Consider the following 12,406-nt stretch of genomic DNA (forward strand, 5'->3'; position numbering starts at 1 on the left):
CTTCATTGAGATATTAGTTATCGCCCTTTAGCTTCTTCCGACTTTCGTAGTAGTCAGCGGCATCTTCAAACCAAGCAGCACAAACATTGGCATTGTACTTATCACGAAGTTCCTTAGCAATGTCTAATAATTCTTGCTTAGTTGAACGGAACGGACGCAAAGCATCGTACATTTCAAGAACCCGTTCATCAGGTACGCGAGTTAATTCAGCGGCCCGTTGAAGGTTCTTTTGGATAGCTGGACGACCGGCATTGGCTGCAATTTCCCCTTGAAGCTTTAAGGCTTCTGGTGTAATCCGCAATTCTTTTGGATCAACTTGGTCGTTAGCAACCTTATCCAATGTAATATCATCAAGGCTTGTACCTTTTGGTGTTTTTACTAAGTCACGGTGCTTTTGGTAAAGAGGATAATCATCAGCTGTCATTTCCTTACCAGTACTTGTTGCAGCACTAGTAGAGCTGGCAGATGATGAGTTATTCCCCATTTGCGCCATGATCTTTGCTACTAAATCATCAACTTCACTCATCGTTATGCCTCCTTAAAACGTAACCTTAATTTCTTCTTCAGGCTTACCAACAACAACTTGGTGAGTTTCACGAATGTGCATGATTGCTGAAATAGCTTGGTAGTGAATACGAGCAAGTTGGTCGTTCTTAGCTGGAACTGGCTCTGGAGATTCACCCTTAGCATACATAGCAGCATTCTTACCAATTGCCCGGAAAGTTTCTGGAGTAAGAACTGGAGCTTGTGGGAACAATTCAAGGTTTCCAAGAGGGTCTTGGTCCTTTTGGTGGATAACAGTCGTACCCTTAGATTGGATACCAATTGCAATCCCTGAACCAGATAAGTGATCACCTTGAACTGCACAGAAGGCAACGTCTGATGACCGGTATACCTTAACTACCCGTGCTTTAAGCCCTTCTTCTTCAATTCCGGCAATTACCTGACGGAGAACTTCCTTATGTGGAAGCCCTGTTTCGGTCTTGTCAAGGACAGTGGCAAATGCAGGGGCTACAGCAATAACAACTTCGTCCTTTGAGTAACCCGGCTTTGCTGGGCCAACTGGTTGGAACCAGTCAAGCTTCTTCTCAGGAACAGCTTTACTGTTTGGTTGTTGTACCTCTTCAGTAGTAGTTGTTGTAGTAGTATCTTTACCAAAATTAATCTTTGTATCGATTTGGTTTGTTTCGTTTAAGACTTCTTGAACGATTTGACGCAATAATTTTTCATCAATATCAGCCATAACAGATTACCTCCCTTCTACAGTTCCAAGTGTTCTGGATCAAGTGCGAATGGAAGGTCTTTAATCCGATCCCATTCTTCCTTGTCTTCGTAAAGACGGTATCCAGTACCTGGGCCTTGGTAGTCATTTCCGTCGTTAACGGCAGAAGTGATGTTCCAATCCTTATCGAAGATTGATGAAGTTTGAAGGTAATCCCCAACAACCTTTTGCTTTTGCAGGTTCAAGACAGCTTGAGCAACATCCTTGAATCCGTGGTTGTACAATGCCTTGATGATATCAATAGCAGTAATACCACGATCCATCATGTCTTGGGCAGCCTTCATATCTGCAACCATGTCACGCTTTGGCATGTCATCGTGAGTGTTAGCGTATGTTGCAGCTTCAACTTCTTCATCAGTAATCTTAGGCAAGCCAAGATCTTCAAATACAGCTTGAAGAGCTCTAGCAGCCTTGTTACGAGCCTTAATAATTACGTCTTCTTCAACTGGGTGAATACCATAGAATTGACCTAAGTCACGTTCCATAACGTACATGTCATCGTAGTCCATGGCATCAGTGTTTGAACCAGCAAAGGTGTTATCGTAGTTAGGTGTTGATGAGTAACCAGAGTTGATGTAGTCAGTACCGGCAATAAATTGTCCGATAAACCGTTCAGTCCGACGCATATCTGAGTGTGAGTATGCTTGGTCACAACCAGAAGCACATTCAATGTCACACATCATACATAATAAGTTTTCACCGAGGACTTCACGGATACCGTTAGGAACGGCACCTGGGATTTCGATACAACTTACGGCACCGTTTTGCAAGCCTTGTACACCTGAAGCCTTAGTAAGTAAGATACAACGAGCTTCAAGGTATAACATTGACTTACCTTCTGGGTAACCCATCAGAACTTCTGAACCGGCACCTGAAGTAAACCGCATCTTCAAACCACGTGATGCATAACATGATGCCAAGAATCCTTTAGACCAAGGAGTGTCATCACCATCAGTAAATACCCGGTCAGTACCATAAACTGAAATAGTTTCAGCGTATGCAGTGAAACCACGCATCCCTAATTGCAATTCAGTAGCTTCTTCAACAGAACATTGCGTTAATACCCCTGGGCGACCAGTTTGTGCACCAATCAAAATGGACATAGCGTTAAATGGTGCGTAACGGGCAACCGCAGTAGTAGTTTCTTGCTCTGGGAAGCCACGCAATGCAGCATCAGCAGCATCGGCAGCAATTTGAACTGGGTTATCAACAGTGTTAGTAACGTGACACTGGTTATCTGGCTTACGACGTGGACGCATCTTCTTGATCGCCATGATCATTTCACCAAAGTCAAGCTTACTAATAATTTCTTCAGCCTTCGCAGGAGTTAATGCTGAAGTAATCTTAATAATCTCATCACGTGAAACGTTAGGGTCAACTAACATCCGTGCGATCTTTGTCGAATCCATGTTCATAACATTTTCAACGTTATCAACATCAATCCCGTACTTAGCAATATATAGGTCAATTAAATCAAAGTCTTCAAGCTTCTTGCCATCCATTTCGACAATCTTACCGTTTTCAACTTTGATACTTGGCTTAGGATCATTAGGACCCATCATTGCAACGAAACCTTCTTCAGGCCATTCCTTAACAAACGTATCCTGGTGAATTGGACGCTTTTCTAGTTCTTCAAAACGCTTTTGACGCTTCATAAAGTAGTTCCTCCCTTCAGATCTACTTAATGTACGATGGGAAATCATTAACTGGTTCTTCACCGAACTGTGACAATAACTTCAAACCTACTTCACGGCCAGCCATAACAGCTTGACGAACAGCACCAGAATCACCGGTGATGGTCAAGCAACCTTCGTTGGAGAAGCTTGTGCCATGACTTGGTGAAGTAAAGCCAAGTGGTTCTACACCAGCAGTCTTTAATGCCTTATCTCCCATTACGACACCAATTCCTGAAGGGCAACCGCAAATTAGTCCAAATGCCTTACCTTCAACTGCTCCCAAACCAATGTGAGCAGCACCGGCAGCACGCGCTGTAAATTGAAGTTCAAGGTGACCGGCTTTAGCATTGTAAACGTCACCGAATGTCCGCTTAAGGTTGTCTAAGGCAACCCGGATAGCTTGACGAGCATCAGCAGGATCTTCACCACCGATAATGATCAAAGATCCGTGGCCTCCGCCACCCTTAGTATCACGTGGCCATTCAACATCGATACATTCCATGTTAGTAGCCTTGATACCTTCGTCCATTGCCATAATTTGTGGACCAGCACCAGTACGGGCACTAAGGATCCCCAATGTCTTGTATTGTTTTGTAACGTGTAATTTATCTAATAATAGTTGATCAACACTTGGAATTACCATCCCAATGGTGTCACCAATTTCACTAGCACCGACAAATTCTGGAACTGTACTAGTAGAGTTCAGAAAGTCATTCATTTTTTATTTCCTCCTGCCTATTGAAAAAAGCTCCTAATAATAAAGCTCTTATTACAGATTATTTGTACCTTGCCGTCTGTATAAGGGCTTTAACGCTAAAAACTAATCCTTGTTTGGTAAGAGCTTTTCAACTTCAGATTGGGGACGTGGAATTACGTAGTTGGATACAACTTCCCCAATATTTTCAGCAGCTTGTACACCTGCGTCAACTGATGCCTTAACAGCACCAACATCACCACGAACCATAACAGTTACTAATCCGTGACCAATCTTTTCTTGGCCAACCAGCTTAACATTAGCAGCCTTAACCATTGCATCGGCAGCTTCGATTGAAGCTACAAGTCCTTCGGTTTCAATTAAACCAAGTGCTTCTTGTCCCATAAAAAATGCCTCCTAAATATCAAAAGCTAAACAGCGATCATCAGAAATCGCTTACAATTTGGTACATGTTCATTCTATTACAAGATGTTGGCGATATATTATCTTAAAAATTACCGGGATAGGTAAAATGGCAAAAAATAACAATTATCTATAATAAAATTGCCAAGAAAGCGTTTTTTTGTAGAAAGATATGCTAGTATATTAGGTGGATTTCAATTTTTTCATTATGTAAGTGGGGTTACTAATGTACGAGTATTCATCAAAATTTCTTAACGATATTCAAAAGGTTACGAAATTATTCACAAAGATCACTAATACAAATATTGTCTTCATCAGTACAACAGGCGCAGTTGTTGACTCAAACACCTTATTATTCGATTCCAGCGTGACAATTGATTATTTGCGGAAGCTCGAATTGAAAAGTTATGTGGCGTTTCCGGTAATCATTAATGACTCCCTCAACGGATTTTTCATTCTTGATACTGCGCAATTAGACCCTGATGAAGCGAAATTATGCGGAAAATACATCAAAGTTTCTATTGGTGAGGCTATCGACGATCGCACCAATGACATTCAAATCTTAAATCAATTAGAGACGACAAAAATCACCTCTTTGACGAAAGTGTTTAGTGGTATCCTCGGTATTTCAGCGGAAAATGCGATGGCTAATGCTGTTCCTGATTTTGTTATTAACGGTACGGGAAAGAATGAATCATCGCCTAATGATATTGAAAAAAATATTATGATGGCACTTAAATACATCAATTCCAACCTTGAAAAGTCATTGACACTGGAAAATGTATCGCAAAAAATTTACCTTTCTCCTTCGTATTTAAGTCGGATTTTTAAAAATTATTTCAATGATAACTTCATCAACTATATCAACTTGCAAAAAATTGCCTTAGCGCAAGAAAAACTTGTTTTTTCTAATACGCCAATTAATAAGCTGGCCCACCAAGTCGGCTTTTCACAAACAAGCTACTTCACCAAAATTTTTAAGCAGAAAGTGGGAATGACACCATCAAAATACCGGAAATATAACTCGGCAATTAAAAAAATCTACACGATTCCCCGCAACCTGGATTGGCGGTCAAATAAATCTGTTTACGAAATCTCAAAAGACTTCTTTAATAAAAACGATATTTCATTTAAGGCTCGCGACTTAAATGGTTACCCTTATATCTATTCCATTAACGGCTTAAGCGATATTGAAAATCAAGCTGGCTGGGTTTATACAGTAGATTGTTCACAACCGATTATCCCGGCAAGCGAAATTAACGTCTTTGATAAGTCCGTTGTCCAATGGATCTATACCGAAAAAATCCTTTAAAAAAGCCCTGGACAAATGAAGTGCAAGACAAAAGTTAGACAAAATTAAATTATTAAGCTACTAAGGTGTGATTCCGGTATTCAACTGGAGTCATGCCTTTTGTTTTTAAGGTTATTCTGACATTGTTAAAATACTCTACATATTTTTGCGCAAGCTCGGTTAATTCCGCGATGTCTTTACATGGTGGGAAACCAGCCAGTAATTCAGTCTTGAATAAGTGAAAGAAACTTTCAACTGGTGCGTTATCTAAGCAGTTTCCTTTGCGCGACATGCTTTGAATAAACTGATGCTCGGCTAATTTTTGGGTATAGTAACCTAACTGATAGTGCCACCCTTGATCTGAATGAATGATTGGGTGAGCGGCATCAGGTAAATTGTTAATTAATTCTTTTAGTGTTCGTGTAATTAGATCCTTATTCGGGCTATTGCTAATCTGAAGGGCCAGAATTTCTTGACTAGCTTCATCAATCATTACTGAGATGTAAGCCCATTGACGATCTGCTAAGCGAACCTGTGTTACATCAGTATGGATAACACGGTAAGGTCGTTTCTCATTGAATTTTTGTTTCAATTTATTATCCGCAATTTTACCAATCGTACCCTGATAAGATGAATATTTACCATTACGATGGCGATTATATAAACTTACTTGAATGTTTAATTCGTGCATTAACTTGCGAATCGTATCACCAGACAAGTGTATTCCTAATTTATCTAGTTCCATTTGAATACGACGATAGCCCGCGATCCAACGCCCGCGAAACTGAAATCGCTGCGCGATTTGAAGAATCACTTTCTTTACTTCAGTATATTTATCATGATGATTAGCGATTCGGTTACGTTCATCATGATAGGTTGCCTTGGGCAGTTCGATAGCTTTGAGAATATCGCCAACCTTATAACGTTGTTTCTTTGGGCGTTGCGATTGATCGTCCCTGATCTGATCCACTATTTGGGTTTTCTTTCTGGCTTTGAGGGTCCGAACAGGGACAGCGATTTTTTTAAGATATCCCGCTCCAACTTGGTATCGTAAAGTTCTTGATTTTTCTTCGCTAATTCTTCCTTCAATCGTTCTAACTCACTTTTATTGGCGAGTTGACGAACCTGCTTCTTAGTATGTTTCACTTTAGACGGCCTACCTTTCGGGTGAGGCTTCAAGGCTGTAATGCCGTCTCGCGCAAATTGTGAGCGCCAAGTAGAGATTTGAGCTACTAAAATATCAAATCGAGACGCTACTTCAGCCATTGATTCCTCATGAGTTTGGTAGTAGTCTATCACATTTAATTTAAAATCAGTGGTGAATGTTCGTTTGTGTTGACGTTTTTTAAGTGCGTCGACACCGCTCAGCTGGTATCTTTGTACCCATTCAGCGATACGTCGTTCACTAATTTTATATTTTTTACTTAAATCATAAGTACTTTGAGAGGTTGAAAGGTATTCATGGACGATTTGGGCTTTCAGTTCCGCTTTATATTTGGTCATACAAAAAAGTGCCTCCACAATCATTAGACTTTTGTCTAACAATTGTAGGGCACTTCAAAATTCCAAGGCTTTTTTTTAATCTTCAATTTTTAATACTTGATCGAGTGGTACTCGATCTGCACGATACTTATTAATCGTTGAGTTTGTCGCATATCCGAGCTCAATTCCAATAATAAGCCGCTCATCTAATGGAATTTGAAGAATCGATTTAATCTCATCTGGAAAGCGGACAGAGTTATAAGTAGGAATCGAATCTATTCCCTGGTTTCGCGCCGCTAGCATTAATGTCTGTGCAAAAGCACCAGCGTCAAAAACTGACCAGGCCGGCGTTGACTTCGGAATTGTTATATACGCAATTGCTGGCGCGTTGTTTAGTTTTAGCATTGCATCTGTCATTGTCTGGTGTGCCTCTTCAAAGCTGCTAAAATGAGCCACGATGTCATGACGCCACTTTTTCATATTCGCCTGTGTCTGCCCACCCCAATCATCACGGGACATCACTGCTAAATCAGGGTTGCTTGGCGCCTGCGCAACATCTTGTCGGTGAAACATCGCTTTTACTTGTGAGAGGGATGTCCCAGTCGCAATATATACTTTCCACGGCTGCGAATTAACCCATGACGGTGCTTTTTGCGCTTCTTTTACAATTTGGCGTAGCTTGCTTAACGAGATGCGCCGGTCACTAAACTCCCGGACAGAATAACGACCATCAACTACATGTTCAAAGTCCATATTGTCACATCCTTAATTATCAAACATTGCAATCCCAAGTGGCGTTACAAACTGGGGATACAGTGGTTTATACACTTCCCGCTTTAACACCTTGCTAAAGGTCTTGGTAAACTCTTTGAAGTTTGTTGCCCCACCGACAACGATTACGGGGTCATCGACTTCATCCCCCATATTCTGAACAATTGCTGCCATCTTTTCAACAACCGGTTTAACGACCGCGTAAACTTCCTCTTCCTTGTCCTTATTACGCTTAAGTTTTTCTGCTTCTTCATTTTTAATCCGATAACGACCGCCAAGAACCAGTGTCATATGAAAACCACCAGTTGCTTCATCAATCACGTGCGTTAACTTACCATTTTCGAAGATACTAATTCCAGTCGTCCCACCCCCGATATCAACAACTGTTCCTGTCTTGAGGCGGAGAAACTTAGCCGCTGCCGTTGGTTCATCTTCAACACCGGTACAGATCATCCCAGTTTCTTCTATTACATTAGCAACTACTTTTGCACTTTTTTCGCCAGTCTTCGGGGGAATTGCGCCACAAGCCGTCTTCAGTTCACAGCCAATGACCTTTTCGGCCTTCGCCTTTAAGCGACGCAAAATGTTTACTGATTCCATGAAGTTAACGACAATTCCATCTTGGACAGCATGATCATATTCAAATGCCCCGTAAACAATATCATCATTTTCATCAAGAACCGTCAGCACAATTGATGATGTTCCGAGGTCGACACCGACTTTTAACTTATCGCCCTCCTTAACCTTTTTTAGCGCCTTATCACTATTGACAATTTTTTCAAAGCGTTTTAATTCCTTATTACTCCGTTCGAGAATCTTACCCATACTAGCACTTCCTTGAAAAATTATTTTTAAAACTAATAGGAGGCTGAGTAATCTCCCAGCCTCCTATACAATCCATCATATTATACAAGAACAGCTTGTAAAGCACATGCAATGATACCACCGACGATTGGGCCAACCATTGGTACCCAAGCATATGACCATTCGGCATTACCCTTGTTTGGTACCGGAAGAATAGTGTAGGCAAATCGTGGTGCCCAGTCACGGGCTGGGTTTAAGGCGAAACCAGTTGTCGTCCCTAAACAAGTACCTACAACGGCAATTACAAGACCGACGATAAATGGCTTTAATCCTTGGGTGAAGTCACCAAGATTAAGCAGAATGTAAATAAATGCAAAGGTAGCAATTACTTCTGAAAGGAAATTGAATACTGGGCTGTTAATTGCCGGACGGGTTGCAAAAATCCCAACATTGTTTCCTTCTTCTTCAGTCTTAGTAGCTTTAAAGTGTGGGTAGAATTGGATAATTACTAATACCGCACCGACAAATGCGCCTAAGAACTGACCGAGCAGGTATGGAAGTACATCGCTCCATGGGAAAAGTCCAAAGATTGCAAATGGAATTGTAACCGCTGGGTTTAAGTGACCGAGTGACCCGAGGAAGCCAGCAACATAAACACCCATTGTAACTGCTAGTCCCCAGGAAATACAGATAAACCACCAGCCACTTTGCTTACCATAAGTCTTGTTTAAACTATTACCAGCACAACAACCAGCACCTAATAAGATCAAAACCATTGTGCCGAAGAATTCACCAAGAAATCCATGCATAACAAAACACCAACCTTTTATTATTTTCCCAAATTGTATGCGCTTTCTATTTCAGTCCTAATGTTAACATACTCACTAAGTATTTTATTGTCGTAATAAGATTATTTATCTATCCACCACAATAATCTGTTAATTTTATTCAGGGAAAAATATTGCTATTTTGTAAGATAAACCGCTTACTAACTAGCGTTTGTGCGTTGGCAAACATAACTAATGCACTAGCAGCCAGCTGGTTAACAGCAAAAAAGTGACTGTTAATAGAATACCAGTTATTAGATATTTTATTTCATTGCCGACCGCATGTCCGTAGCGATAATCGTTTTTATATCGCTGCATGGCGGCAATGATTACCCCGGTAACACTTGCCAGAATGATGCTTTGGATAAAGCAAGCAGCCACTAGTTCTATTTTGCCCTTTAGCACTGTCATCACAAACGTATCGAATCCACAAAAAATCGTGGTAAGGACTGTTGTCAGATTTATTCCCAACAAGATTTGATAAATCCCACTTTTTGTTGCTGGCGCCGGGTTAAATAAACCTGCCATATTATTCCACTGTGCAAAGCCAAAGGCGACGAGTAAGATCCCACCAAGCAAGCCGCTCCCCCATTCCGCGCTAGTTATAAACACTAGCGGACTAATGAACGCAGTGATTGCTAACTGGGCCACTGGCAACAGTAATGATGCCCGCTTTTGCCGTGTTGTCGGTCTTGACATCCGGACAAAATAATTGGCTAGTAGCGCTAGCCCACAGTTCAAAATAATATAAGTAACCACACCGCTAGTAAGCCGATTAGGAATAAGAATTTTCTTCGGCTGTCCCCACGCTAAGACAATTGAAATAATTAGAATAATTGCTAATAATAACGCATTTTGTGAATACCTTGGCGCATTGCGGTATTTTTCTGTTTGTTGATAAATTAATATTAAGTTATATATGTTGGCGATTAGCACTACCGCCGAAACAATTAACACTGAGTCCTGCAGCTGATTCGGATTAGGATAAGCAAAGCCAAAGGCATGGCGGATGGTCATGGTTCCTAACCAGCTAACGGTCCAGATCAGCGGGATAAGTGGTGCTAAAATTAATGGTCGTCGTGGCAACCATTGTTCCATGTGAAACGCCTCCTCGTATGGTATCTTACCACAGCACAGCTGGTAAAATCTGTTAAGATAAGTAATGAAACATTTCGCTGAGGAGGCACCCTTTAATATGTATCAGCCACAACTTGGGTTAAAAGCTAGTAGTGACCGCCGGCAAATCGACGATCGCTTGCAATACCACCCAACTGTTTTTGAGTTTTTTACGGCTAAGTCTGATTTTACTAACGATGGTTATCAGCGCCTTTACGACGCCATCCAGTATGTTCAAGCAGCTGGTGTTCACCATATCGTTCTCCACCATCCAATGAAGTTTGGCAACTACCACGCTGAAGTCGTGGCCCCAGAAAAATACTATCCAGCGCTATATCGCTTTATTGAGATTTCTACGGAGCAATTATTGCGGCTGGCTAGTGACCTAGATGTTCAAGTCCTTGTCCACGGTGGCTATTCTGGACCGGAAGTAAAGCAGATGGTCGACCTATACCCACACGTTGAAGACGCCCGTCAAGCCGTCTACCACCGGCTTGACCGTTTTGCCAGCGCTGGTGGCGACCATATTATGTTTGAAAATTCAATTGCCCCGGTCTTTGCGTACGGTGACCCGCAGCAAGAAGCTGAAATCTTAGCCCACCACTATCGACTAGCCTTTGATGTTTCCCACTGCTTCATCTACCTCCACGGCGACAATCTGGGGTTGCAGCATTCACTTAACCGCTTAAAGGACAATGTTGTTCACTATCACCTTGTCGACTCTTATGGCAAAACCCACGACAGCCTGCCCCTTGGTACCGGAAAAATCAACTGGCAACAAGTCTTGCCACTCCTAAACCAAGACGCCACCAGCATTTATGAAATCAATTTAACAGATCAACTCAATTGTACTGAACAACTAGCGAGTCACCGTTATTTGACCGCTGTTTATAACAACCTTATTGAGGAGTAGTCCATTGAAAAAATACATTGAACGCCGCCACATATCATTCATCCTTGCACTTTTCTTACTATACCTTGCAATTGACTACTGGCCAGTAGTCGGTAAATTCATCCACACCATCTTTTCAGCAACTATCCCCCTCTTAATTGGCTGTGTTGTTGCCTACATTGTCAACCTACTGCTTCGTAAATATGAGCGACTATATTTGCGGCTATTTAAGCAAGTTAAGGCGCAACGATTTAAGCGTCCTGTCGGTATTGTGTTCGCCTACTTAACAATCATTTTAATCGTCGCCATCGTTTTTTCCCTGGTCATCCCAGAACTGGTGGCCTGCATAAAGTTATTAATTGCCAACCATAGCCATGTAATTAATAAATTTGTCGATTATTTTGAGCACAGCAATAACCTGCAAGGGGTATTTAGCGACTTTGATGTTCACAAAATTCAATGGAGTAAAATCGGCAGCTATCTCAGCACGGGAATTGGTGGCACATTTAAGACGGTTATGTCCACCGCTTCTTCTGTTTTCTCTGTTGCCACAACAACAGCAATTGCCCTGTTCTTCTCCATTTATTTATTAATCTACAAGGAAATGTTAGCTCGCCAGTTTAACCGGCTCCTAAACACGTATTGTCCCCAAATTGAGGAGAAAGTTGTCCGGGTTATCAAGGTCTTTGATGACTGCTATAGTCACTACATTGTCGGCCAATGTAAAGATGCCGCCATTTTAGGGATCTCATGCTTTATTGGGATGTCAATCCTGCGAATTCCTTACGCCTCAATGCTTGGGGTCGTTACCGCTTTTGGTGCCCTGATCCCTGTTGTTGGTGCCATTCTTGGTGCTAGCGTCGGCGTTGTCCTTGTCTTTGCGGTTTCTCCGATTAAAGCGGGAATCTTCTTAATCTTCATTATCTTGCTGCAGCAACTCGATAACCGGATTACTTACCCGCTTGTTGTTGGAAAGGCGATTGAATTACCAAGTGTATGGGTCTTCGTTGCTGTAATCGTCGGTGGTGGAGTATCGGGAATTTTAGGAATGATGTTTACCGTTCCCCTCTTTGCTGCCATTTACCGGCTCCTTGGTCTCGACATCAAACGCAGAAAGAACCGCGCACACAAGTAAATAAAAAAGACTG

Annotated in this window: 14 protein-coding genes; 3 read left to right on the forward strand and 11 right to left on the reverse strand. The window is 41.7% G+C overall.

The annotated features are described in order from the left end of the window. Positions 1–13: 13 nt before the first annotated feature. The 5 genes from CZ502_RS04425 to CZ502_RS04445 form a co-directional block, all read right to left on the reverse strand. Positions 14–526 (reverse strand): diol dehydratase small subunit, encoded by a 513-nt coding sequence (locus CZ502_RS04425; protein WP_076459904.1) that lies wholly within the window; start codon positions 524–526, stop codon positions 14–16. Positions 527–538: 12 nt separating this feature from the next. Continuing rightward, a complete protein-coding gene (locus tag CZ502_RS04430; RefSeq protein WP_076459905.1) occupies positions 539–1,243 on the reverse strand; it encodes a propanediol/glycerol family dehydratase medium subunit in 705 nt (234 codons plus the stop codon). 17 nt (positions 1,244–1,260) lie between these two features. Then, positions 1,261–2,937: a propanediol/glycerol family dehydratase large subunit gene (locus CZ502_RS04435; protein ID WP_076459907.1), complete on the reverse strand. Its 1,677-nt coding sequence runs from the start codon at positions 2,935–2,937 to the stop codon at positions 1,261–1,263. A 22-nt stretch (positions 2,938–2,959) separates the two neighbouring features. Then, the gene (gene pduB / locus CZ502_RS04440; protein WP_076459909.1) at positions 2,960–3,676 is read right to left on the reverse strand and encodes a propanediol utilization microcompartment protein PduB; all 717 of its coding nucleotides are present in this window, start codon (positions 3,674–3,676) and stop codon (positions 2,960–2,962) included. 102 nt (positions 3,677–3,778) lie between these two features. Then, on the reverse strand, positions 3,779–4,057 hold the full coding sequence (locus tag CZ502_RS04445; RefSeq protein WP_076459911.1) for a BMC domain-containing protein: 279 nt from the start codon (positions 4,055–4,057) through the stop codon (positions 3,779–3,781). Between the two features lie 244 nt (positions 4,058–4,301). Here CZ502_RS04445 and CZ502_RS04450 point away from each other — a divergent pair, with 244 nt between their 5' ends. Then, on the forward strand, positions 4,302–5,387 hold the full coding sequence (locus CZ502_RS04450; protein ID WP_076459913.1) for a helix-turn-helix domain-containing protein: 1,086 nt from the start codon (positions 4,302–4,304) through the stop codon (positions 5,385–5,387). A 52-nt stretch (positions 5,388–5,439) separates the two neighbouring features. Here the strand turns inward: CZ502_RS04450 and CZ502_RS04455 are convergent, their stop codons facing one another. The 6 genes from CZ502_RS04455 to CZ502_RS04480 form a co-directional block, all read right to left on the reverse strand. After that, positions 5,440–6,336 carry an IS3 family transposase gene (locus CZ502_RS04455; protein WP_076459536.1) on the reverse strand — a complete coding sequence of 299 codons (897 nt, stop codon included), beginning with the start codon at positions 6,334–6,336 and terminating at the stop codon, positions 5,440–5,442. Then, positions 6,336–6,869 (reverse strand): helix-turn-helix domain-containing protein, encoded by a 534-nt coding sequence (locus CZ502_RS04460; protein WP_076459537.1) that lies wholly within the window; start codon positions 6,867–6,869, stop codon positions 6,336–6,338. Before CZ502_RS04460 ends, CZ502_RS04455 begins: the two co-directional genes overlap by 1 nt. 75 nt (positions 6,870–6,944) lie before the next feature. Next, positions 6,945–7,601: a nitroreductase gene (locus CZ502_RS04465; RefSeq protein ID WP_076459915.1), complete on the reverse strand. Its 657-nt coding sequence runs from the start codon at positions 7,599–7,601 to the stop codon at positions 6,945–6,947. Between the two features lie 12 nt (positions 7,602–7,613). After that, positions 7,614–8,444 (reverse strand): ethanolamine utilization protein EutJ, encoded by an 831-nt coding sequence (eutJ, locus tag CZ502_RS04470; RefSeq protein WP_076459917.1) that lies wholly within the window; start codon positions 8,442–8,444, stop codon positions 7,614–7,616. Positions 8,445–8,524: 80 nt separating this feature from the next. Beyond that, positions 8,525–9,232: an MIP/aquaporin family protein gene (locus tag CZ502_RS04475; RefSeq protein WP_076459919.1), complete on the reverse strand. Its 708-nt coding sequence runs from the start codon at positions 9,230–9,232 to the stop codon at positions 8,525–8,527. A gap of 210 nt (positions 9,233–9,442) precedes the next feature. Further along, a complete protein-coding gene (locus tag CZ502_RS04480) occupies positions 9,443–10,348 on the reverse strand; it encodes a hypothetical protein (RefSeq protein ID WP_076459922.1) in 906 nt (301 codons plus the stop codon). A gap of 97 nt (positions 10,349–10,445) precedes the next feature. Here CZ502_RS04480 and CZ502_RS04485 point away from each other — a divergent pair, with 97 nt between their 5' ends. Beyond that, positions 10,446–11,279, forward strand: a complete 834-nt coding sequence (locus CZ502_RS04485; RefSeq protein ID WP_076459925.1) for a TIM barrel protein — start codon at positions 10,446–10,448, stop codon at positions 11,277–11,279. Between the two features lie 4 nt (positions 11,280–11,283). Continuing rightward, complete coding sequence (locus tag CZ502_RS04490) at positions 11,284–12,393, forward strand: AI-2E family transporter (RefSeq protein WP_076459928.1); 1,110 nt, start codon at positions 11,284–11,286, stop codon at positions 12,391–12,393. The last annotated feature ends 13 nt before the right edge of the window (positions 12,394–12,406 follow it).

The organism is Limosilactobacillus caccae, assembly GCF_900156885.1.
Taxonomy (GTDB): domain Bacteria; phylum Bacillota; class Bacilli; order Lactobacillales; family Lactobacillaceae; genus Limosilactobacillus; species Limosilactobacillus caccae.